This is a genomic window from Paenibacillus sophorae (assembly GCF_018966525.1).
GTDB lineage: Bacteria > Bacillota > Bacilli > Paenibacillales > Paenibacillaceae > Paenibacillus_AQ > Paenibacillus_AQ sophorae.
The window spans coordinates 5,033,740-5,057,423 of the sequence record NZ_CP076607.1 but is presented as its reverse complement, the minus strand read 5'-3'; the positions used below and the strand labels follow the sequence as shown (position 1 = coordinate 5,057,423).

Sequence of the window (23,684 nt, the reverse complement as noted above, 5' to 3'; positions counted from 1 at the left end):
TTTGCGTTTCCGGAGTCCATCCCAATTTCCTGATTGTGAGGCGATCATTTACGCCGAGTAATGCCGTCCCTTCCGAACAGCGAATCGAGTTTGGCCACATCCTCGTCGTATTTCTTGTGCGTCGTGGCGATCAGCCGTTCGAACACCCCGTCCAGGCTGCAGCGCAGATGATTCAGGGCTTCGGCGGTAATGCCGCCGGGGACGGCGACACGGTCCTGCAGCTGCTGCGGCGTAAATTCGCCTTCGGTCAGCAGCTTTCCCGTTCCGAGAAGCATCTCGCCCGCAAGCTTTCCTGCCAGTGTATGGTCGATCCCGGTCGCTTCGACGGCAGCTTCAATCCACCGTTCGATAAAATAGCTCAGGAAAGCCGGGCCGCAGCTGGAAAAATCGGAAGAGATCCGGGTATGGTGCTCGTATATTTCCACCGGAGTGCCTATATGGGACATCAGCTTGAGCAGCTGCGTCCTATCATCGGCCTCCAGCCGGCTGCCGAGTACGCAGAGCGAGGTTCCGCTGTATACGCTGTGCGTAATGCTAGGAATGATCTTGGCGATTTTGGATGGGAGGACGCTCTCCAGATGGTAAATTTGGACCGGACTTGTAATGGACACGACGATCTGTTCGCTGCGGAGACAATGGGCGATTTCATCGGTTAGCGTTTTAAACTCCATCGGCTTGACGCATAAAAATAAAATATCGCTGCGGGACGCAGTCTCCCCGTTGCTTTCCGCCAGCGTGATTCCGGGGTGAAGCTGCGCGAGACGGGCCAGCTTCTGCGGACTGCGGTTGCTCGCAATCACGTCGCCGGCCAAAAGCCCCCCGGAAGAAAGAAAGGCGTCGATCAACAGGCCGCCCATGCTGCCCGTTCCGATAAAACCCACTTTCATCCTGTGGTTCCTCCTTTCGCGCTTGCTCTTACAGTAATGTTCTTCGTTATATGTATGCGTTACAGGCATGGCCACATGCCTGAGTTTAGGTGATGTATGGAAAAAAGGTTCGAATATTTAGAAAATTATTGAAAAAGGAGAAGCCGGTATGAACAAGATAAGTATAATCGGCGCGATTGCCGTGGCGTTAATCGGGGGCGGCTTAATCTGGACCGCCGGAAACGGAGATGAGCAAGGAATCACCGGGTGGGAAACGTTGAACGCCGAGGTGGCGAAGGCGATTGAAAGCGGGCAGACGGCGACAGTGGGCGGCAGCCCTGTGTCTGATAGCGAGAACGCGGCCTCTCGTGAGACGGATAAAATAAAAGAAGCAGAGGAAGCGGATGGCAACCCTGGACGAAAAAGCGGAGATGATAAAGATGCGGCCTCGCAGGAGAACGCTAAATCGGTGGCCGTCCCGAATGGAGACGGCGCGGGATACGCGGCTCGGGCTGAGGAAGGGGGCAGCCTGGTAACAGATGCTAGCGCCAGAGATCGGGCTGCCGCTTCCCGGGCTCCGGCGGCTGATGCTCCGGCATCGGCGGAGGGGAAGGTCAATGTCAATACGGCGGGAATCTCCGAATTGACCGCCCTGCCAGGCATCGGCGAAAAGAAAGCGCAGTCGATTCTGGATTACCGCAATCAGCATGGGGCATTTCATAACGCTTCCGATTTGGGAAAGGTAAAAGGAATCGGTCCGAAGATGCTGGAGAAGCTGAGGCCCTACGTTTTATTTTGATAAAACAGGAATTATACTTGGCGGTATTAGCGGAAGCTGCGGCAGGGAGCCGATTGATAGTTGTTATATTGCCAGGCTTCTGGGATATGCTACAATAGTTAACAACGATTTTGGAGAGAATGGGGAATGACAATGACCATTGCCTATCGCAAAGATTGGGATACGTATTTTATGGATATCGCCTTTATGGTCTCGACACGTTCTCGCTGTCCGCGCCGCCACGTCGGCGCTGTACTTGTCCAGGGCAAGAAGCTGCTCGGAACCGCCTATAACGGCGCTCCAATGGGGGTGCCGGACTGCTCCGAAGAGGGCTGCATGATCTCCGAGCAGTATGAGCTGGAGATTGTAGACGGGGCGGAGACGATGGTCAAGAAGCAGCGCTGCATCCGCACGATTCATGCGGAGCAGAATCTGCTGCTCTTTACGGACCGGATTGACCGGGAAGGCAGCACAGTATATGTGACAGACGAGCCCTGCTGGACCTGCGCGAATATGCTGGCCAACAGCGGCGTGGCCGAGATTGTCTATCACCGGAGCTATCCGAAGGACACGGAAAAGGTCCGGTTGATGATGGCCTCCAAAGGCATCCAGTTTCGCCGGCTGGAAGGATATGAGCCTCCTCGCGAAACGGTTCTGGATGTACAAGGCTAAGGCAGACGCGTTTATCAGCGTTATATGGATCAAATTAGGAGGAAGAACCTCTGTCTACGCATTTACGCGTAAACAGGGGTTCTTTTTTTTGAGATGGCTGTTTCGCCCCTCGCGGGGCAGTATTTTGCCAGGAGAAGAAGGGATGTCAATGAGAAGAAGACCGCTGCTCTATTTGGTCATCTGCTGGGTGATTGGAAATGGAGCCGCAAGTATACTGCCGACAGAAAGGCTGTTCACAGCTTGGGCTGGAGCATCGCTGCTGCTTGCAGCGGGTATGCTGCCCGGCTGGTGGAGCCGAAAGCATATAATCCTGCTGTGGATTACACTTACCGTGGGCGGAGCGTACTGGGAATGGAATGACCTGCGCAACGAAAGCGTCCTTCCAGAGGCGCTCGGATGGCCTTCCGCCCGGCTGGAAGAACTGGCGGTTCATGCGGAAGGGACAATCGTGTCAACCGTGGAGCGGGATGGGGACCGGGTCGATTTTACGGTTAAACTGGAGAAAATCCGGTCATCCGGCGGGCAGGACGGTTCTTTGCCGGTTGGTGAAGAGAGTAAGTCTGCTTCGCTTAATAGAGATGGAACAAGCGGCGCTGCCGGGACCGCTGCCCAATCGGTTCATGGGGAGAAAATCGCCGTGCAGCTGAAGCTCCAGGCAGAGCAGGAGATAGCCGCTGCGGCCACTTGGAGAAGGGGAGACCGCGTAGCGCTGGACGGCAGCCTTGCGTCACCCTCCGGTGCCCGCAATTTCGGCGGGTTCGATTACCGCGAATATTTGCGGAACCGGCATATTCACTGGACGCTGAAGGTTGCCGGGACCGGACAAGTCAAGGCAGTACCGCCCGAAACCTTGAGTCTCCGGAAGCTTCTGCGCTGGAACGACGCAGTTAGAGCGGAGCTGGGAGCGGAACTGGAATCTCTGTTCCGGGAGAAGGACGCCGGATATTTAAAGGGGCTCATTATCGGAATGCAGGATGAGCTCGATCCGGAGACGTACCGGCAGTTCTCCAGGCTCGGACTTACGCATATTCTTGCCATTTCCGGGATGCATGTCGCCGTATACGCAGGCTTTCTGCTGTTCGTTCTGTCACGGCTGAGGCTCACCAAGGAAACGGCGCTGACTGTGACACTGCTGCTCATTCCAGCGTATGTGCTTTTCTCCGGGGCTGGCCCTTCCGTCGTCCGGGCAGGGGTGATGAGCATGATCGCCTTATATGCTGCGCGTATGGGTGTATTGAAGGACGGCATGCATATTTTGAGCGTGTCTGCGCTGCTCATGCTGATATGGGAGCCGTACTTTTTGCTTAACGTCAGCTTTCAGCTGTCATTTCTCGTAACGGCCGGACTTATGCTATATGTCCCGCTGGCGGCGCCCCTTGTTTCCTTTTTGCCCCGCAGACTCGGAAGCGCGGTCGCAGTCACGCTGGTTGCGCAGCTTGTTTCGTTTCCGCTGACGATTTACTACTTCAATCAGTTCGCTGCTCTGTCGTTTGCGGCCAATCTGGTGCTCGTTCCCTTTATCACCTTTGCCGTGCTGCCTGCAGGGACGGCAGCGCTTCTGCTGGGCAAGGTGTGGCCTGCCTGTGCGGGGGCTTTGGCCCGTGTCGTTGAAATCATGAATGACGCGACTTTTGACGCGGTGGAGTGGACCGGCCGTTACGCGGGGATTACGATTTGGAGCTCGCCGTCTCTTTTATGGATCGGATTGTATTATGCACTCCTATACGGCCTGCTGCGTGTCTTGAAGCATTACGCCGATACGCACCATGCGCCGCTGTATGCGGATGACGAGACAAGGCCCCTTGAAGGGCTTCGGCCGCATTCCAACCCGCGTCATTCCGCCGCTGCGCTTCCTGGCGATCATCAGCGTATGAGAACGCTGACTCGCTGCCGGATCGCCGCCGCGGCGCTGGCCGGGGGTCTTGCATTGCTGCTATATATGGGATACCGCCCGGAGCGGCTGTCGCCCGAAGGCTCCGTCAACTTTCTTGATGTAGGGCAGGGCGACAGCATATTGATTACCACTCCGGGAGGCGCCCATATTCTGGTAGACGGCGGAGGGACGGTGAGCTTTGGAAAAAGGGAAGAATGGCGCATCCGCCGCAGTCCCTATGAAGTCGGAGCCAAGACGCTTGTCCCTCTGCTCAAAAAGCGCGGCATTCACCGGCTGGATGCGGTTATTCTGACGCATGGGGATCAAGACCATGCAGGCGGCCTTCAGGCCGTGCTGGAGGAAATCCCGGTCTCGGCGCTGCTGTTCAACGGAACGCTTGCGCAGCGGGAAGAGTATATCAAACTGATGAAGACGGCATTGGAGCGCGGCGTCAGGCTGTATGGCGTTCATAGGGGAATGGCTCTATCGCCGAACGATTCTTCGAAACTGTCCTTTTTATGGCCCGTACCAATAAAGCAGGACGGAGAAGAAATTCCGGTTCTGGAAGAACAGAATCCGGCATCCGTCGTATTTCGTCTGGACATGAGCGGGAGGAGTTTCTTGTTTACAGGGGATATAGACAGTAAGACCGAGGAGAGCATAACGGCGGCCAACCAATCGGAGGGAATCGGCGGCGCATCCGCCGTCGACGTGCTGAAAGCCGCTCACCACGGCAGCAAAAGCTCGAACAGCGCAGCTTGGCTGGAGTACTGGAAGCCATCCGTCTCAGTAATTTCAGTAGGCGCCCATAATCTGTACGGTCATCCAAGCGGCGAGGTGCTGGAACGTTTCATTGACGGTGGTATGCTTGTATACAGAACCGATCAGCATGGGGAGATTCAAATGCGTATACGGGATGGGGAAATTCAGGTTAGGCACAAGCTTAAAGCTGGGATCGATCCGGGGCAATCGTGAACCCTCGAATCGTCTCAGGTCAGCACGGGTTGCATAGGAGAATGGTAATATAGTAAATTTACTAAAAAACAGCTATACTTTTTAACAAAGTGTGATTTATTTAGTAGAAGCTTGGAGCGAAAAAAATGAAAAAACTGACAATCGAAGATGTGGCGCAAAAGGCGGGCGTGTCGAAAAGCACGGTCTCGCAATATTTGAACAAGCGCTATAAGTATATGAGCGAGGCGACGAGGAAGCGGATCGCCAAAGTGATCGACGAACTGAATTACCAGCCGAACGGCCTGGCGCGCAGCCTGAAGCGGAACCGGACGAACACGGTCGGCGTCATTGTGGGGGATATTAATTATTCTTTGTCCATCCAATGTATCCGCGCAATTGAGAACGAGCTTCAGCTCAGCGGCAATCAGGTGATTATCTGCAACGCGGACGAGAATCCGGAGAAGGAAGCGAAATATATCGAAACGCTGATGGCCCGGCAGGTCGACGGGTTGATTATTTTTCCCACAGGTGATGATCCTTCCCTCTACCATCTTTTGCTCGAAAAAAAATATCCGCTGGTATTTCTGGACCGGCTCGTTGAAGGCATTGCGACGCAGAGCCTGCTGCTGGACAATGAAATGGCGGTCAAGACGGCCTTCAAAGAATTTATCCGGTATGGGCATGAGCGGATCGCGCTGCTGACGCTGCCGGTCGGCCGCTATGCGATTACACCGCGCAAGGAACGGATCAGCGGCTACAGGAAGGCGGTCCAGGAAGCGGGGCATGAGTGGAGGGAGGATTATGTGTGCAGCGCATCCAGGGAAGAGATGGCGGGGGCGCTTGAGCATCTGCTGTCTCTGCCGCAGCCTCCGACTGCCCTCCTTGCGGCCAACGATATTGCGCTCGCCGAAATGCTGAAATATGCGAATAAACATTCCTTATCCATCCCGCGTGATTTATCGGTTATCGGGATCGACGATGCGGAATTCGCGACGATCTATAATCCAGCAATTACGACGATCCGCCAACCCGCGTATGAAATAGGGATGGAGGCTTCCAAAATCCTCCTCTCCGGCATAGAAGACACGGGCTCCACTGTGCCGATTACTTACCGGTTTACTCCGTCCCTTCAACAGGGGGACTCGGTCCAACAAGCTCCAATTTCTAAATAAAACGGTTTGCTGCCATGGCATCATCCGGCCATTCGGAGAGATGTCCTCTGCACCGTCTATTCTGTACTTTTGTCAGTGCGTGACTTGGCTGATAAACCGCTCAAGCTGTTCACGGGTCGGCAGTCCGTCCCGATCGCCGGGAGACATCACCGCCAAAGCGCCGATGGCGTTGCCGCGACGTACCGCTTCCTTGAGCGGAAGCTTCTCCAGTAGCCCGCTGATTACACCGACGGCAAAGCCGTCGCCTGCGCCTACCGTGTCCACTACCTGATCGACTTTGAAGCCCTGTACATAGCCTTCCAAATCGGATGATTTGTAATATGCGCCTTCCGGCCCCAGCTTGATGACGACCAGGGATACGCCCAAATTTAAATAGTAAGCCGCGATTTCCTCCGGCGCCGTAAGCCCCGTCAGAATCCGGCCTTCGCCAAGGCCGGGGATGAACCAATCGCAGCGGGTGGCGAGGTTATTAATCGTGTCTGCCATCGTTTTGGCGCCGGGCCAGAGGGCCGGGCGGAGGTTGGGATCGAATGATACGGTCTTGCCGCTCTGCTTCATGAATTCCATGGCGTGAACGGAGAACTCGTGGCATTCAGGAGAGATCGCTGAGGAGATGCCGGTTACGTGAAGATGTCCCGCCGAAGCGAAGTAGGATGCATCAAAGTCGGCAAGTCCCAGCTTGGAGGCAGCCGAATGTCTGCGGAAATATTCCACCTTGGGATCACCGGAAGCCACTTTTGATTTGATTAGCATTCCGGTTGGAAATTCGCGGGAGAAGGAAATGTTGGAGGTATCGATGCCTTCTTTATTCAGCGCTTTGAAAATGAAAGATCCGAAGCTGTCCTCGCCAAGCTTGGTTACATAGCCGACCGTATGCTCCAGACGCGATAAGCCTGTGGCCACATTGCTCTCTGCTCCGGCCAAAGCTTTAGAGAAAGACATCACTTCATCCAGCGGTCCTTCCTCATTGGCGTAAAACATGGCCATCGGCTCTCCAAAAGTGACAACGTCCAGATGTTTGCTCACGACGATTCCTCCTAAGAAAAGAGATTAACCTTTTTATAGATAAGCTATCTTTTGAAGATAGCAGATAAACCGGTTTTGTACAATAACATTGAGCCTCAAATTAACGGGTCTTTTCTGGAGAAATAAAAGAGATTCTTAAAAAAATCCTTATATTTCAGTGTAATTGACACGTTTTTGAATATTTCATGAGCAGCTGTTTAAAAAGAATCGATTCAAAAGTTAATTGTTATTTTCATTTTAGTGGTATCACTAGCTCGTTTATTACTAAATATTAATAAAATAATTTATCAAAAATACATATGAATGTCTACCGGCGGCGTCGACCTCGATAATATGGAGAAATGGATCCGCAGCGCTGCTAACTAATACACGAAATCTTTCAATTAGGGCTTATATCTCATAGTCCATCAATGATAGCGCTTTAAAAAAATTGCATTTATCCAATGATAACCGGTTGACATATGTTAATCGGTTATTATATAATCCGAAATGTAAGCGGTTAACACACTGAATTAGGGGGCATTTTTCCATGAAACATGTAAATAAGATGAAGTGGTTCATTCTCTCGCTGACGCTAATTTTGATTCTTTCAGCTTGCAGCAGCTCGGGAGGCAATACGCAGTCCGCGAACGGCGGGCAGAACGGCAGTTCAGGCGGCGGCATCAAAATAACCCTGCTTAACTCCAAGAGCGAGATTCAGCCACAGCTTGAGGAGGCCGCAAAGGCTTTCCATGAAGCAAACCCGACGATCTCTTTGGAAATTCAGCCTGTTCCTAATGGCGGCTCTCCTTTTGAACGCGCTTCCACTCTGTATGCTTCCGGTAATCCTCCAACCATGATCATGCTGGATACAGGGGACGTAGCCAAATTCAAAGACCGCATTCTTGACCTGAGCGGTGAGAAATGGAATGCCGACACTGTGGATCATGCCCTTGACCTGACTACAATCGACGGCAAAAATTATGCATTCCCTCTGGCTGTTGAAGGCTACGGCTTTATTTATAACAAAGCGGTTGTGGACAAGGCGGTAGGCGGAAACTTTGATCCGTCCACAATCAATACCACCGCGTCGCTGGAAAATCTGTTTAAGCAAATTGAAGCAAGCGGAAAGAAAGCTCTGGTCGTTTCTCCGATGGACTGGTCGCTTGGCGCCCACTATTTTTCCTTGGCTTATGCCGGTCAGGATAAAGATATAACCAAGGTCAACGCTTTTATCGATGATCTACGGGCAGGCAAAGTCGATCTTGCAAGCAACAAGGTATTCAACGGTCTGATGGACACATTCGATGTCATGACGAAGTACAATATCGATCAAGCTTCCCCGCTGGCGGGAACTTATGAACGCGGTCCCGAACTGCTTGGCAAAGGTGAAGTAGGCATCTGGTTCATGGGTAACTGGGCTTGGCCGCAAATCAGCAGTTTTGATACCGCTAACAAAGAGTACGGATTCCTGCCGGTACCAATCAGCAATAACGCTGGCGACTATGGCAACCAGGAAATTTCCTCTGCCGTCTCCAAACGGATTGTAATCGACAAAGAGAAATCCACACCGGAGCAGCAGGATGCAGCGAAGAAATTCCTCGACTGGATCGTGTATGAGCAGCAAGGCCAGGATTTCCTGGTGAACAAGGCCAATATTATTCCGGCATTTAAAAATATTACGCTTCCGGCCGCCGACCCGCTCGGCAAATCGATTCAGGATTACATCTCCAGAGGCAAATCCGAGCAGTCGATGAGCGATCTTCCGGCTGACCACTGGGCGAATGTGGGCGCTTCAATGCAAAAATATCTCGCCAAGCAAAGCGACCGTGCGGCACTCGCCAAAGAAATCGAGCAGTACTGGACTAACGTAAAAGAATAACGGGCTTGCCTAGGGCGGTGGGTAAGGGATTATCCCTTATCCGCCGTTTCCAAGCCAATCTTATAGGAAGAGGGATATGCATGGTTACGGATAAAGGAGTGTGGAGCCGCCTGCGGCTCAGACTGCTGTTCACGGGTCCGACGTTGTTCGCGTTTGTCGCCGTAATGATTGTTCCGTTCTTGTACGGTATCTACTTGACGTTTACGAACTGGGACGGAATATCCACGACACAATCCTTGGTGGGTTTTCAAAACTATGGGTCGGTATTCAAAGACGCGGAGTTCTGGAAGTCGTTCGGCCTGACGCTCAAGTACGTGCTGTTCACGGTCGTGTTCATCAATGTGCTTGCATTTTTGTTGGCCTATCTGCTGACGAAGGGCCTGAAGGGGCAAAGCTTTTTCCGGGCCGGCTTCTTCCTTCCCAACCTTCTGGGCGGTATCGTCCTCGGCTTTATCTGGCAATTTATTTTTAACAATGTGCTTGTATTCTTGGGTCAAAAAATGGGCATCGGCCTGTTCAGCACCTCCTGGCTTTCCGATCCGAACCGCGCCTTCTGGACACTCGTCATTGTTGCGGTATGGCAGTATGCGGGCTATATGATGGTTATCTACGTAGCCGGACTGACGGGAGTACCCGGGGATATCCTCGAGGCGGCAAGCATCGACGGGGCGAATGGCTGGCTGAAAATGACGCGTATGACCATTCCGCTTATGGTTCCTTCGTTTATCGTGTGCATTTTTCTTTCCTTGCAGCGCGGATTTATGGTCTATGATGTCAACCTTGCGTTGACGAAAGGCGGGCCGTTCAAGAGCACGGAACTGGTCTCAATGCATGTATATCAGAAGGCGTTTCTGTCCCGGGATTATGGCGTCGGCCAAGCTGAGGCGCTGGTGCTGTTCCTGATTGTGGCGGTTATTACCCTGCTCCAAGTATACTTCAGCAAGAAGATGGAGGTGGAGGCTTAATGCAGCGCTTCAAAAAGCAAACCTCCTGGCTGACGGTAATCGGTCTTTCGGTCATCCTGTTCGTCTTTATCGTTCCGTTTGTGCTGCTGCTGTTCAATTCGGTGAAAGCGAACAAGGACATTACCTCAAGCCCGCTTAATCTGCCGAAAGGCTTCGTATTCTCGAATTACACCATTGCGCTGGACAAGATGAATTACTTCCACGCATTTGCCAACTCGGTCATTATCACACTGTTTAGCGTACTGTTTATCTCTTTGTTTGCGGCAATGACCGCGCATTATTTTGTCCGGCACAATACGAAATTCAATCAATATACCTTTTTGCTGATGGTGGCTTCCATGATTATTCCGTTCCAGGCGATCATGATTCCGCTCGTCAAAATTTACGGATCACTCAACATGCTGAACAACAAATGGGCGCTGATTTTTATGTATATCGGATTCGGCTGCTCGCTTGCGATCTTTATTTACCACGGCTTCGTGAAGAGTATACCGAAGGAACTGGAGGAGGCGGCGATGATTGACGGCTGTACGCCTACTCAGACCTTTTTCCGCATCGTGTTCCCGGTGCTGATGCCGACGACGGCGACCATAACCATCTTGAATGTGCTCTGGATCTGGAACGACTTTCTGCTGCCGTCACTCGTTCTCGTCGATCCGCTGCAGCGCACGCTTCCGCTGTCCACTTTCAATTTCTATGGCACCTACACCGTGGATTACGGCCCGCTGATGGCCAGCTTGGTGCTCAGCATATTCCCGGTAGTTATCATCTACTTGTTCGCGCAAAAATATATCATTCAGGGCGTTATGCAGGGCTCCGTAAAGTAACAACCGCAGTAACGGACCTTCTTCTTGGCCATGTCAAATGGCCGGGGGACAGCTGTTCATAGATGAAGTCAACCAGAAATTGGGGTTGGCTTTTTTTCTTGCTTGAATATCCCAATGTGTCAAATTTGTAATAAAATTAGGCTGGTGGAACGTTTGATTGCCGTAAGCATTCCCTGTATGCTTAGAAAAGTGTGTGCCGAGAACAGAAGCTTCATTAGAGACAACAATGCGCGCCGTGCGATTAAGTGAAACGCTTACGTCATCGATGGCGTATGTATCCAAAAATGGTATTCTAAAATATTGTTACAGATTGCAACAATTCCGCGATCTTGCGCGTCTGTAAGATTGCATAGAGAGGGGGAACCTTCGTGGTGGAGCAGGGACTCGTCAGAGCCGCTCAATCGGGCGATCGCGACGCTCTAATCACCCTATTGCGAGAAATTGAAGGCCAAGTGTACAAGACGGCCTTTTACATTTTGCATAATGAACAGGATGCGCTGGATGCCTCGCAGGAGGCTTTGATCCGGATCTATACCAAAATCGGCTCCTATGAGGAGAAGGCCCAGTTCAAGACATGGGTTCAGCGGATCGTGACTAATATATGCATAGATAAATTCAGGAAAACGAAGCCGACTGTTTCGATCGACGAGCATGAGATGGTATTCAAAGATAAGCAAAATGTGGAACGCGAAGTTCTCTCGGGGTATTTGGCGGAGGACATCCGCGAGGCTATTGACCAACTGCCGGAGCATCATCGAACGGTTATTGTACTACGTTATTTGCAGGATTTTTCTTACAACGAGATTGCAGAAAGTCTGGACCTTCCGCTTAATACGGTGAAATCTTACCTGTTCAGGGCAAGGCAGCAGCTGCAAAACAGACTTCAGGAGTACCAGAAAGGTGGTGTATCGGGATGAACTGCGCGGAGGTGATGGAATGGATGCATCGTTATCTGGATCATGATTTAAGCCGGGACGAAAGTCTTGAAATGTTCCGCCATATCGACGCTTGCCCTTCCTGCGCGGAATTGTTCGAACGGTTGAACGCGCTCTCCAGCGAGCTGGAGCAGCTCCCCGATGTGAGCCCCCCTTTCAGTCTGGTGGATTCGATTATGCCGAAGCTTGAGGCCATCGACCGTGAGAAGGTCGCGGACGCAGTTCCGTCTACGGTAGGGACGGATTCCCCGCGGATGAGCCGCAAGGCGTCACGGGCCAAGGCCCGCCGGAGTTCCTCTCTGGCAGGCCGTTTCGGAATTGGCGCGGCCGCGGCCGCAGTAATATTTGGCATTGCCATATTCAATATGCCGGAGAAGCTGCCGGGAGCGCAGGTAGATGATATGATTAAGAGCACCTCTGGGTATAACGGCTTTAAGGAGAATACAAGTTCGGCGGCGGACGATGCCGGAGCGGATTCGGGCTCGGAGGAATCTTCCGGCGGGGCGGGCGAAACCTTTGCGGGTAGCGTTGAGAACAGCGCTCCAGCCGATACAGGCATGTCGACTTTGACTGCACCGGAGAGCCCTTCGCCGAAGAATGGCGGGCAAGCAGCAGAGGGCGGCGGCGTGGAGCAAAATGCGTCCGCTCCTACGGAGAAAGCGCGCAGTGACCGTGCGGAAGCGCCGACTGCAAGCACCGATCCAGGCAAGGATAGACGAGTCTCTAACAAGCAGACGGCAACTCCCCGGCCATCCGCCAATGCGTCTGCGGAGCCGGAAGCGGGCACGGACGGTAAGGCCGGCGAACTGAGCGATTCAGTAATGCCGGATAAAACGCTGAAGGCGCCGCAATCTGGAGATATGGGAATTATGGACATAGCTCCTGCGGAACCGTCGCCTGATTCCCCGTCCTGGACGTCGCCCGACGGTCGGTATACGGCGGTAGTGGACGGCAGTCAGCTGATAATCTACCGCGCTGCCGCAGGTGCTTCAGACGGAAGACAGGCTGTCGATACGATTACAATTGAAGGAACCTGGGTGTCGGGAGAATGGGCGGCGGATAGCCGGCAGTTTACGTATGTGACGAAGACGGACGGGAACGAGGTTAGCGGCGCGTACACCGTACCGCAGGAGACTGCGGACCCTGCCGCTGCTGCTCCATCGGCTTCAGCGTCGCCGGAATCCTCGCCGCCGTCCCCGGAAGCTTCAACAAAAAAGTGAAAAGTTGGCACGTTTTGCGGAGCTGCCGAATACAATATAGCATGAGGACAGGAATTGCTTTAGTGCGGCAGTCCCCCGCAAAAACATCGGTATGACCGACGGCTGAGGAAGTTTCTAGAGCTTCCCGCACCGTCGTTTATATAGATGAGCCGCGTAAGGGCGGAGAGGTTTTGGCTGCTTATGCCGAAGCTTCTCCGCTTTTGCTGTTTCGGGGACCATTTACGCGCGGGACCGTTTTTTGCTAAACTATTGAAACGTACAACGTCATGATCGAGCAGACTTGAAAAAGGAAGTGGCGCAAAGGTGGATGCCAAGACAGCGGTCAAGGAAATCAAGCAGGGGAATTTCTCCCCGGTTTATTGTTTATATGGAAGCGAAAAATTCCGGATGAACGAATTTGCGGCTTTTTTGGAGAGCGAGCTGATTGCGAAGGAGGACCGCGATTTCGCGGTGATTCCTTTCGACCTCTCCGAAACGCCGGTTCAGGCGGTGGTGGAAGAAGCGGAGACCGTGCCGTTTATGGTGCCCCGCAAGCTGCTGGTTGTAAGGGATGCCTCGCTGTTCACGGCAGGCAAGGATAACGCCAAGCTGGAGCACCGCGTCGATGTCCTTCAGGAATATTTAACGCGTCCCGCCGAATTCAGCGTGATCGTCTTTTTGGTCAACAGCGATAAACTGGATGAGCGCAAAAAAATCGTTAAGGCGCTGAAATCGGCCGGCATCGTGCTGCCGTTTAATACGCTGGGTGCGGAGGAACTGCTCCGCTGGGTGGAAAAAGGCATCCGGGATCGCGGCTGCACCGCCGCACCGGGGGCGGCAGAGGCGCTTATCGCCTGCGCCGGCACGGGGCTTCAAGGGCTGACGGCCGAGATGGACAAGCTGTGTCTGTTCGCTGGAAGCGGCGGAACAGTAGATACGACGGCTGTGGAGAGTCTGGTGCCGCGCGGGACGGAGCAGAACGTCTTCACGCTGGTGGAGGAACTCGCGAATTTGCGTCTGGATAAGGCGGTCGGAATGCTGCATGAGCTGCTTAAGCAGCGGGAGGAGCCAATCAAGATTGCCGCGCTTATCGCGCGGCAGTTCCGGATTATTTTGCAGGTCAAGGATTTGTCGGCCCAGAGCTATTCCCAAGGTCAGATTGCCTCCCAGCTCGGGCTTCATCCCTATGCCGTCAAGCTGGCAGGAGAGCAGGCACGCAAGTTCGCCGGAGCACAACTGCGAGAGATTTTGAGCAGCCTGGCCGATTTGGATTACCAGATGAAGACAGGGAGGATTGACAAGGTGCTGGGGCTGGAGCTGTTCATGCTGCGGCTTGGCGCCGGAAGGCCGGCATAGGAATTCTATCTATGTAAACTATCTTCCTTGATTCTCGTAATAGGCTTTGTCGGCATGCCGGTGGTCGGTTCCCTTCAAGTAGGCGAGAATCAGCCCTGGATGCTTGACAAGATACCAGTCTCCTTCTTGATCGAACTTTCGGCAGGAGGTAATCATATAGGCTTTGGTCAGCATGCCGTACTTTTTCCCGGAACGTTTCCCCCATTTCTTGAGCCGCCAGGCAAAATCGGCATCCTCGGACATCAGCATCTCTTCATTAAAGCCGCCGATGGCGTCGAAGTCGCTCTTGCGGCACCAGAAAATACCTACCGAGATCGCTCCGTATTTAATCGCCATCGGCACAAGGAGCACCAGTGCGGATACGGCGATGCCAAGGCTCATCCGCTCGAATCTTCCGGTGGTGCCGCCGCCGATATATTTTCCCCCGGACAAATGCCACTCGATTTCAGAGAACATGTTAGCCGTCATCCGGCTGTCCGCGTCGATCGTCACGATGATTTCTCCTCTGGCAGCCGCTGCGCCGCTGTTTCGGATTTGCGATAAATTTTTACGGTCGTCGTGTACAATGACGCAGTTATATGAGCGGGCGATTTCTTCCGTCTTGTCGGTGCAGCGGTTCAGAATGACGATGACCTCAACCCGTCCAACGGAGTTCTCCGAGGCGGCAGCAATAGAGTCCAGGCATTTCGTGATATACTTTTCTTCGTTATGCGCGGGAATCAGAACGGAGAAGAGAATCTCTCCCGCTTCATCCGGCCCTGTGAACATTTGGTTTTCCATAATGAATCATCTCCTATTTTCGAATGCCGTCAAGCAGCATGTCCGTCATTTTGCGGTACATCCGTCTCACATTTTCCTTATCCAGAAAGCGCGTATTGTTCGCCAATCCCGAATAAGAGCTCAGTACGGCAAAGGCCATTTCTCCGGACTCCTGCTGCTTGAATTCTCCGCGCTCGATTCCTTCCCGGATAATCTCTTCGAAACGCTGCACATAGCCCGTAATAATAGCGGCGAATTTCTGAACCACTGCGGAATCAGCCCCGATGGTTGCGATAAAATCCTCGCCGGCTTTGGTAAGCGAAAGATCCGCGTTGTCGGCAAAAAGCTCGCTGTAAGCATACAGCTTGTCGACCGCAGAAGAGAACCGGGCGGAGCGGCTGTCCCAGTCTTTCCAGGAATCCGCGAAGGCGGCTTCGGCCAGATGGACAAAAAGATCCTCTTTATTCTTGAAGTGATGATAGATGCTTCCTTTGCTAAGACCCGTTGCTTCGCAAATATCGCTGATGGAAACACCTTTGTATCCTTTTTGCGAAAATAGGGCTTGGGCGTGCGAGAGTATTCGTTCTTTGGTCTGAGCCGAATCATAGGCCCGCTGCTTTTCAGTCAAACCCGGAATGCCTCCTTTCATTGAGATACCGAACGTTCGGTATGTTTAGAGGATATATTTTCCAAAGGTCTGTGTCCAGTGAAGGATTTGTGAATGGAGGAGTGGGAGGAGTGGGAGGAAAAAACAAAAAAACCTGAACCGCATCATCGGGAGCGGTCAGGTTCTTCAATTGCTCGATATAGAAGCTCTTAGCCCTGAGCGGAAAGAGCGTTCAGTTTCTTCGCCAAGCGGGATTTCTTGCGGGCAGCCGCATTTTTATGAACGAGGCCTTTGGTTACGGCCTTGTCCAGCTTCTTGGAAGCAGCTTGGAAAGCGACTTTGGCAGTTTCTACTTCCGTACCTTCCAGCGCGAGGTCAGCAGCTTTTACAGCTGTACGAAGGGCGGACTTTTGGGAAACGTTCAGCGCACGGCGTTTTTCCGTTGTCTTAACGCGTTTTACCGCGGATTTAATGTTTGGCATTGCATTCACCTCCTGTAAGGCATTCGGAAATCATCAAATGATTCACAACTTAAAATAGTTTAGCATGTGTGCTAGCAAAATGCAACAACCAAACCGGGTGATTTCTCCATTCATTATTGTATAATCGCGCCCCTCCTCCCGCACACTATTATTAAAAAGGATAGGAGGCTCATAACGTATGGAACTGGATCTGCAGCTTTATTCGGTGCGTACCGACTTGGCGGTGGAAGCCAAGGAAATGGCCCAGAGCATGAATAACATGCCGATTCCCGGGTTGAATGAAGAGGTGGAGGAGCTAGGCGGCATCAAAATTACGCGGCTTGCCGTCAGCAATGATGAAGCTTCCCAGAGAATTGGGCGGGCAATCGGCAATTATGTCACCCTGGAAGTCCCCGGACTGCGAGGTGGAGACACAGGGCTCCAGCAGAAAGTGTCCGACGCTTTTGCCCGTGAGTTCGAAGGCTTCATGAGACGGATCGGAATTGGCCAGAACGCCTCTGTGCTCATTGTCGGGCTTGGCAACTGGAATGTGACTCCGGATTCGCTTGGACCCCTTGTGGTGGAGAATGCCCTCATTACCCGGCAATTTTACGAATTGATGCCGGATCAGGTATCTCCGGGATACCGCAATGTCAGTGCTGTCGCTCCCGGTGTGCTGGGGCTGACCGGAATCGAATCCAGCGAGATTGTCCAGGGGATCGTCGATCGCACGAAGCCGGATGCCATTATCGCTATCGATGCGCTGGCTTCCCGCTCGCTGGAACGGGTCAACACGACGATTCAGATTGCCGACATCGGCATTCACCCGGGCTCAGGCATAGGTAACAAGCGGCGCGGGCTGACGCGGGAGGTGCTGGGTGTTCCCTGTATCGCCATCGGTGTTCCAACGGTATGTTATGCCTCCACAATTGTCGGTAATGTGCTGGAAATGATGAGAAGCCACTTCGGCGGGGAAGGCGGACGCAGCAAGGAAATTATGGGGCTGCTGAACAGCATCACCGAACAGGAGCGGCTGGCTCTGGTCAAGGAGGTGCTGGAGCCGCTCGGTCATGACCTGATTGTAACGCCAAAGGAAATTGACGAATTCATCGAAGATATCGCCAACATCGTGGCCGGCGGACTGAATGCGGCGCTGCATGATGCCGTCGATCCCGGCAACGTCGGCGCTTATACGCACTGACACTGTACCCGCGATCAGCATGCGCAAGCTATAAACAAGCATGTATCGGCTTTTTTAGAGTCGGAGAATGGTATGTATTTCACAGGCGGTACCTCTTCCATGTTCAAGAGTTAGGGTAACCGTCGGGAATCGAAAAAAACATTAAGAGAGCGGGCCTTAGGGGGCTGGCTCTCTTTTTCATACTTAATAAGTTTCGCGGTCCCAGCAATGAATCTGAGGATGCTTCCAAAGCTGAGACTCTATACTTTGCGGGGTTAATTTGTTCTTCCTTTCGTTCTATCGTCTCTCTCTCACTCATAGATTTGAAGTATGAGAGATTACAGCGAGCTTGAGGAGGACATAACAATAATGAACAGAAAATGGTTTCATCTGTGGAACATCGGCCGTTTACGGTCAAAAGTGCTCGACGCGTTGGCGCTCGGAAGAACGATGCTGCTGCTCGCCTGCGGTTCCCTGGTCTTCTTCATTCTGCTGGGAGCCGGAGGAATGGCCGGAGAGAAGCTGGATAATTCGCCGCTGCCTTCGATGAAGGGGCTCGCGGCTTCCCTCTCCGGCGGAATATTCAAGGAGCTGCTCGGGATGGAAGTTCCGCATCTGCCGGATACCAAAGAGCCGTCCGCGCTGTCAGGCGGGAATGTAACAAGCTTCGTCTTTCAGCTTCTGACAAGTGTGAACCCCGGCGATCCGAAAAGCCTTCTATCACGCGAAGTGCCGGGTATGGCAGCGGATGACGCCGTGCTGCTGCGCAAAGGCTCGGGCGGAGCGGAGGGTGCTCCGGCCGACTATCATCCGGGAACGGACGGGCTGGCGACAGATACGCCGGTCGCCGAAGCGACACCGGAGCCGACTTCCGGAGAAGGCGCCGGCACGCAAGGGACGCAGCCGCCGGAGAATAGCGATGCCCCGGCGCCGTCTCCCGCAGATGCTCCGGAAGCCTCGGACACGGGCGTAAAGCGGATTTTGATCTACCATTCCCATCCGCGCGAAGCGTATAACCCGCTGCTCTCAACAAAGAGCGATAGCCCGAATTCCGCCAATCCTGCCAAAAATGTAATGCTGGTAGGTTCCTATATCGCCCAAAGGTTGGAGAAACGGGGTATCGGCACCCTCCATTCGGAAGTGGATTATGCTACCAAGGTTGCCGACTACAACTGGAATTTTTCCTATAAATATTCCCGGGTGACCGTTAAGGCGGTTATGGCGGAAAATACGGGAATGACCGAGCTGATCGATATTCACCGCGATTCGCAGCGGCATGACAAGACAACTACAGTCATTGACGGAAAGAGCTACGCGCAGGTGTATTTTATTCTGGGCCGTTCGAATAACAACTGGAAGAAGAATGAGGAGTTCGCCAATAAAATTCACCAGCAGCTGGAGAAAAAATACCCCGGGCTTTCCCGCGGCATCTGGGGCAAGTCGTCGGGCAAAGGCAATAATGGGGAGTATAACCAGTCGATGTCGCCGAACAGCGTCCTGATTGAGGTAGGCGGTATAGACAGCACCGAAGCCGAACTGAAGGCAACCTCCGAAGTGCTTGCGGATGCCATCGCCGACCTGTACTGGAGCAGCCATCAAGCGGAAAAAGCGAACGCGGAAGGTGAGCCAGCGGCACCGGCCACGAGCGAAACAGGCAGCGAACCGGCCGCTCAATGAATTGTGAAAACGGAAAGGGTGGAAAGCGATGTCTCGTTTCGGCAAAAAGATGGTGGCGGTCGGTGTTTGGGCCGGTATCGGTGTGCTTGTTGGAATGCAGTTCGGCAGCAGCGGAGGGACTGCCTCTTCCCCCGTTCCCGGCTGGAGCGTAATCTCCGGCGGCGTTCAGAACACGGCGCCTGTATCCCAGCCCCAGGCCGGGACGGTAACCGGGCTTCAGGTGCAGAGCGACGGCAGAGGGGGATATGTCTACGTTCCCGTTACCTTAGCTCCCTCGGCTGTGCCCCAGGCTCAGCCTTCGGCTGCACCGGCTGCGCAGCAGCCCGCTGCCGGTGCTTCATCACCACCGGCTAGCCTTCCGCAGCTTCCGGCCGGAAACTACAGTACGCTCACACCGGGGCAGATTCTCGTTCCAGGGGAGCATAAATCCACGGTGGACACACTCGCGGACAAGACGGCGGGTATGCTGCAGAACGCGTCCCAGAAAGGAATCCGCTGGGTAGTCTCTTTGTTTGATTCCACTGAATAAGGCGATATCTTGTTCCCGCCCCTTGAAGGAATGGCTGCCCCATCTTTCAAGGGGCGGGATCTGTTTCCGCATCCATATACTTCTATTTGGAAATATACTGCGTATCTTTATAGGACCCTGATTGCTGGGGGGAACTTGTACTGCTATAATAAGATGATTAACAACAGGCTGTCTGTGGGGGTAAGGAATGACTGACGTTAAGAAAAGACAAGAACAAATCCGCAATTTCTCGATAATTGCACATATAGACCACGGCAAGTCGACGCTGGCCGACCGGATTCTGGAATACACCGGAGCGCTCAGTTCGCGCGAAATGCAGGAACAGGTGCTCGACCAGATGGATCTTGAGCGCGAGCGCGGCATTACGATCAAGCTGCAGGCCGTTCGCCTCACGTACCTGGCCGATAATGGTGAAGAATATTTGCTTAATCTGATCGACACTCCGGGGCATGTCGATTTCACTTATGAAGTCTCGCGCAGTCTCGCGGCCTGCGAAGGCGCGCTGCTCGTCGTGGACGCGGCTCAGGGTATCGAAGCCCAGACGCTGGCGAACGTCTATCTGGCGCTGGACAACAACCTGGAGATTCTGCCGGTCATCAACAAGATCGATCTGCCGAGCGCTGACCCGGAGCGGGTCAAGCAGGAGATTGAGGACGTCATCGGCCTGGATGCCAGCGAGGCGGTGCTTGCTTCCGCCAAGGCGGGCATCGGCATCAAGGAGATTCTGGAACAGGTGGTCAAGCAGGTTCCACCACCTACGGGAGATCCCGAACAGCCGCTGAAGGCGCTGATTTTCGACTCCCATTATGACCCTTACAAGGGGGTCATTGTATATGTCCGGGTCGTTGACGGCAGCATCCGCGCCGGCTCGAAGATTAAGATGATGGCGACCGATAAGACGTTTGAGGTCATTGAAGTCGGCGCATTTATGCCGCGTATGAGCATTGTGAGTGAGCTGAATGTAGGCGATGTTGGCTTTATCGTGGCCGGCATCAAGCATGTGGGCGATACCCGTGTCGGCGATACCGTGACGGACGCCAAGCGGCCGACGCCCGAGCCGCTGCCCGGCTACCGGAAGATCAATCCGATGGTTTACTGCGGTCTGTATCCGATCGAGACGTCGGATTACAATGATCTGCGTGAAGCGCTTGAGAAGCTGCAGCTCAACGACGCTTCGCTAAGCTTCGAGCCCGAGACGTCCAGCGCGCTCGGTTTCGGCTTCCGCTGCGGGTTCCTCGGTCTGCTGCATATGGAAATTATCCAGGAGCGGATCGAGCGGGAGTTCAATCTTCCGCTCATTACGACCGCGCCGAGCGTTATTTACCGGATCAAGCTGACGAACGGCGAAATGATTGAGATCGACAATCCGTCCAACTATCCGGAAATCGGCAAGATTGATTATGTAGAGGAGCCTTACGTCAAGGCGGCCGTTATTGTGCCTAACGATTTCGTCGGCACGGTCATGGAGCTGTGCCAGAACAAGCGCGGCGAGTTCGTGAACATGGAGTACCTGGATGCGAACCGGGTAACCATCACCTATCAAATTCCGCTGTCGGAAATCGTCTATGATTTCTTCGATCAGCTGAAATCCGGAACAAAGGGCTACGCGTCCTTCGATTATGAATTGTCCGGTTACCGCCAATCGAACCTGGTGAAGATGGACATTCTGCTTAACGGTGAACAGGTTGATGCCCTGTCGTTCATCGTGCACCGCGACCGTGCCTATAACCGGGGCCGCATTATATGCGAGAAGCTGCGCGGCATCATTCCGCGCCAGATGTTCGAGGTGCCGATTCAGGCTTCTGTCGGAACCAAGGTCGTCGCCCGCGAGACGGTCAAGGCGATGCGCAAGAACGTTCTTGCCAAATGCTACGGCGGCGACATTTCGCGGAAGCGGAAGCTGCTGGAGAAGCAGAAGGAAGGCAAGAAGCGCATGAAGCAGGTCGGCAGCGTCGAAGTGCCGCAGGAAGCGTTCATGGCGGTGCTGAAGATCGACGAGTAACATTTGAGGCAAAATATCGCAGCTTATTCAGGGGAGCCTTCCGGCTTCCCTTTTCATTCTAAGGAGGACAGCTTATGACTAATCATCCCGGCATTCTAAGCAGCCGTCCACCCGAGGCGGTATATATTCATATTCCTTTTTGCACGAACAAGTGCTTTTACTGCGATTTCAACTCTTATGTGCTGAAGGATCAGCCTGTGATGGACTATCTGCGGGCGCTGGAGCGGGAAATGGAGCTGACCGTTCAAGAAAGACCGCCAGGCGTCATCAAGAGCATATTTGTTGGCGGTGGCACCCCCACCGTGCTGAAGCCGGATGAAATGGAATATTTTCTGAAGACGATACGCAGCTGCTTCCCGAACTGGGCCGAGGATATCGAATTTTCGATGGAAGCGAATCCCGGCACAACCGATCCTGACAAGCTGGCGGTCATGAAGGCGGGCGGCGTTAATCGCGTAAGCTTTGGCGTACAGGCGTTTCAGAACGAACTGCTGAGCGGGATCGGGCGTATACACAATGTGGGCGAAGTCTACCGCAGCCTTGATAATGCCCGCGCCGCCGGGCTGACCAACCTGTCGATCGACCTGATGTTCGGCCTTCCCAACCAGACGGTTGATATGCTGGGCGAAAGTATCAAGCGTGCGCTCGACCTCGGCCTCCCCCACTATTCGATTTACAGCCTTAAGGTGGAGGAGAACACGCTGTTCCATTCGCTTTTTAACAAGAATCAGCTGCCGCTTCCAAGCGAAGAGGACGAGCTGGCCATGTATCTGCTGCTGATGTCTTCCATGGAGGAGGCGGGATACAGGCAGTATGAGATCAGCAATTTCGCTAAGCCCGGAATGGAGAGCCGCCACAATATCACGTACTGGCGCAATCAGGATTATTACGGGCTGGGGGCTGGAGCGCATGGTTATGTGCAGCGTATGCGGCATATGAATGTGAAGGGTGTGGGTCCGTACATTGAAGCGACGAAGAACGGACTGCCCCGGCTGAACGCCTATCCGGTATCCCGTGAGGAGGCCATGGAGGATTTCATGATGGTTGGTCTGAGGATGCGCGATGGAATCAGCGACGCCGCTTTCCGCGAGCAGTTTGACCGCCCGCTGGAGGATGTGTTCGGGGGGCCTCTGCACAAAATGCTGAACGCCGGTCTGCTTGAGCAGGAAGGCGGAAACTACCGGTTAAGCCGTCAGGGCCTTCTGTTCGGAAACGATGTGTTCGGAGAATTTGTCGGAGTGTTGACAGATATATAATTTTTAAAATAAGTGTTGAATCCTCATTCACTGTGTTGTATATTTATTCATAGTTATTTGATGGAGGAGTGAAGCATAGTGCTAGCCAAGCCGAAACCTATACCCGCAGCGCCGGAACCAACATCTGCAGCCATTTGCAGAAGCGCTACTTTGGAAGACGTTGAGCCGCTGTATTTAATGATAGAAGAGTATGCGCAGCGCGGGATCATGCTGCCTCGTTCCCGGAAAGTCCTGGAGCGGCAGATCGATCAGTTCGTTGTGGCTGAAATAGACGGTAGGGTTGTAGGCTGCGGTTCACTGTGCAGGCTTGGAAACGATCTTGTAGAGGTACGCTCGCTCGGCCTTCGTGACGAGTGCAAGGGCCAAGGCATCGGTTCCATGATTGTGGAAGAACTGACTAAAGAAGCGAGACGCCAGAAGATTCCGAAGATTATGGCGCTAACTTATGCCGTTAATTTCTTTTTGAAGAACGGGTTTCATGTCGTGAACAAGGAAATTTTTCCCGAAAAGGTATGGACCGACTGTGTCAACTGCTCCAAGCAGGATGCCTGCGACGAAATTGCCGTTCTCAAAATGCTGGACTAATTCCTATTGCTATCTAAAAACCACTTTCCCGCCGGACGCTCGCCCGTCTGATGGGGGAGTGGTTGTTTGATTTGTCACACAAATTATAATGAAACGTTTATCTGCTCCCTTTCGTACGGGTAATTAGAACCTGGATGGACAAAA

At 53.3% G+C, this 23,684-nt stretch carries 21 protein-coding genes; 16 read left to right on the top strand and 5 right to left on the bottom strand.

Annotated elements, in window-relative coordinates:
• Positions 1 to 44: 44 nt before the first annotated feature.
• Positions 45 to 887, bottom strand: coding sequence for a late competence protein ComER (gene comER, locus KP014_RS24535; protein WP_036596224.1), 843 nt, complete (start codon positions 885 to 887; stop codon positions 45 to 47).
• A gap of 148 nt (positions 888 to 1,035) precedes the next feature.
• Between comER and KP014_RS24530 the strand changes: the two genes are divergently transcribed.
• The 4 genes from KP014_RS24530 (at position 1,036) to KP014_RS24515 (ending at position 6,315) form a co-directional block, all read left to right on the top strand.
• Entirely contained in the window at positions 1,036 to 1,665 is a 630-nt protein-coding gene (locus KP014_RS24530) for a ComEA family DNA-binding protein (protein WP_051500165.1), read from the top strand.
• Positions 1,666 to 1,797: 132 nt separating this feature from the next.
• Complete coding sequence (locus KP014_RS24525) at positions 1,798 to 2,316, top strand: deoxycytidylate deaminase (protein WP_036596235.1); 519 nt, start codon at positions 1,798 to 1,800, stop codon at positions 2,314 to 2,316.
• A 142-nt stretch (positions 2,317 to 2,458) separates the two neighbouring features.
• Positions 2,459 to 5,164, top strand: a complete 2,706-nt coding sequence (locus KP014_RS24520) for a ComEC/Rec2 family competence protein (RefSeq protein WP_051500166.1) — start codon at positions 2,459 to 2,461, stop codon at positions 5,162 to 5,164.
• Positions 5,165 to 5,289: 125 nt separating this feature from the next.
• Positions 5,290 to 6,315, top strand: coding sequence for a LacI family DNA-binding transcriptional regulator (locus tag KP014_RS24515; protein ID WP_036596225.1), 1,026 nt, complete (start codon positions 5,290 to 5,292; stop codon positions 6,313 to 6,315).
• A 72-nt stretch (positions 6,316 to 6,387) separates the two neighbouring features.
• Here the strand turns inward: KP014_RS24515 and KP014_RS24510 are convergent, their stop codons facing one another.
• Positions 6,388 to 7,341 carry a sugar kinase gene (locus KP014_RS24510; RefSeq protein WP_036596226.1) on the bottom strand — a complete coding sequence of 318 codons (954 nt, stop codon included), beginning with the start codon at positions 7,339 to 7,341 and terminating at the stop codon, positions 6,388 to 6,390.
• A 529-nt stretch (positions 7,342 to 7,870) separates the two neighbouring features.
• Between KP014_RS24510 and KP014_RS24505 the strand changes: the two genes are divergently transcribed.
• The 6 genes from KP014_RS24505 (at position 7,871) to holA (ending at position 14,484) form a co-directional block, all read left to right on the top strand.
• On the top strand, positions 7,871 to 9,202 hold the full coding sequence (locus tag KP014_RS24505; RefSeq protein ID WP_090834361.1) for an ABC transporter substrate-binding protein: 1,332 nt from the start codon (positions 7,871 to 7,873) through the stop codon (positions 9,200 to 9,202).
• A gap of 80 nt (positions 9,203 to 9,282) precedes the next feature.
• Positions 9,283 to 10,167: a carbohydrate ABC transporter permease gene (locus tag KP014_RS24500; protein WP_036596228.1), complete on the top strand. Its 885-nt coding sequence runs from the start codon at positions 9,283 to 9,285 to the stop codon at positions 10,165 to 10,167.
• Positions 10,167 to 10,994 carry a carbohydrate ABC transporter permease gene (locus KP014_RS24495; RefSeq protein ID WP_036596229.1) on the top strand — a complete coding sequence of 276 codons (828 nt, stop codon included), beginning with the start codon at positions 10,167 to 10,169 and terminating at the stop codon, positions 10,992 to 10,994. Before KP014_RS24500 ends, KP014_RS24495 begins: the two co-directional genes overlap by 1 nt.
• Before the next feature lie 368 nt (positions 10,995 to 11,362).
• A complete protein-coding gene (locus KP014_RS24490) occupies positions 11,363 to 11,911 on the top strand; it encodes an RNA polymerase sigma factor (protein WP_025691314.1) in 549 nt (182 codons plus the stop codon).
• Entirely contained in the window at positions 11,908 to 13,149 is a 1,242-nt protein-coding gene (locus KP014_RS24485; protein WP_090834360.1) for an anti-sigma factor family protein, read from the top strand. The genes KP014_RS24490 and KP014_RS24485 overlap by 4 nt, the downstream gene beginning before the upstream one ends.
• A gap of 303 nt (positions 13,150 to 13,452) precedes the next feature.
• The gene (gene holA / locus KP014_RS24480) at positions 13,453 to 14,484 is read left to right on the top strand and encodes a DNA polymerase III subunit delta (RefSeq protein ID WP_090834359.1); all 1,032 of its coding nucleotides are present in this window, start codon (positions 13,453 to 13,455) and stop codon (positions 14,482 to 14,484) included.
• 18 nt (positions 14,485 to 14,502) lie between these two features.
• On the opposite strand, the gene KP014_RS24475 is transcribed toward holA, so the two are convergent.
• The 3 genes from KP014_RS24475 to rpsT form a co-directional block, all read right to left on the bottom strand.
• A complete protein-coding gene (locus KP014_RS24475) occupies positions 14,503 to 15,267 on the bottom strand; it encodes a glycosyltransferase (protein WP_425517289.1) in 765 nt (254 codons plus the stop codon).
• A gap of 10 nt (positions 15,268 to 15,277) precedes the next feature.
• Positions 15,278 to 15,871, bottom strand: a complete 594-nt coding sequence (locus KP014_RS24470; RefSeq protein ID WP_051500088.1) for a TetR/AcrR family transcriptional regulator — start codon at positions 15,869 to 15,871, stop codon at positions 15,278 to 15,280.
• A 188-nt stretch (positions 15,872 to 16,059) separates the two neighbouring features.
• Entirely contained in the window at positions 16,060 to 16,332 is a 273-nt protein-coding gene (rpsT, locus tag KP014_RS24465) for a 30S ribosomal protein S20 (protein ID WP_036595487.1), read from the bottom strand.
• Positions 16,333 to 16,510: 178 nt separating this feature from the next.
• On the opposite strand from rpsT, the gene gpr reads away from it, so the two are divergent.
• The 6 genes from gpr (at position 16,511) to KP014_RS24435 (ending at position 23,540) form a co-directional block, all read left to right on the top strand.
• Positions 16,511 to 17,512 carry a GPR endopeptidase gene (gene gpr / locus KP014_RS24460; RefSeq protein ID WP_036595489.1) on the top strand — a complete coding sequence of 334 codons (1,002 nt, stop codon included), beginning with the start codon at positions 16,511 to 16,513 and terminating at the stop codon, positions 17,510 to 17,512.
• A 348-nt stretch (positions 17,513 to 17,860) separates the two neighbouring features.
• Entirely contained in the window at positions 17,861 to 19,168 is a 1,308-nt protein-coding gene (locus tag KP014_RS24455) for a stage II sporulation protein P (protein WP_036595491.1), read from the top strand.
• A 28-nt stretch (positions 19,169 to 19,196) separates the two neighbouring features.
• Positions 19,197 to 19,697, top strand: coding sequence for a hypothetical protein (locus KP014_RS24450; protein WP_090834358.1), 501 nt, complete (start codon positions 19,197 to 19,199; stop codon positions 19,695 to 19,697).
• Between the two features lie 187 nt (positions 19,698 to 19,884).
• Complete coding sequence (lepA, locus tag KP014_RS24445) at positions 19,885 to 21,699, top strand: translation elongation factor 4 (RefSeq protein ID WP_036597533.1); 1,815 nt, start codon at positions 19,885 to 19,887, stop codon at positions 21,697 to 21,699.
• A 74-nt stretch (positions 21,700 to 21,773) separates the two neighbouring features.
• Positions 21,774 to 22,955, top strand: a complete 1,182-nt coding sequence (gene hemW, locus KP014_RS24440; RefSeq protein ID WP_051500253.1) for a radical SAM family heme chaperone HemW — start codon at positions 21,774 to 21,776, stop codon at positions 22,953 to 22,955.
• Positions 22,956 to 23,033: 78 nt separating this feature from the next.
• Entirely contained in the window at positions 23,034 to 23,540 is a 507-nt protein-coding gene (locus KP014_RS24435) for an N-acetyltransferase (RefSeq protein ID WP_281426429.1), read from the top strand.
• Positions 23,541 to 23,684 lie beyond the last annotated feature (144 nt).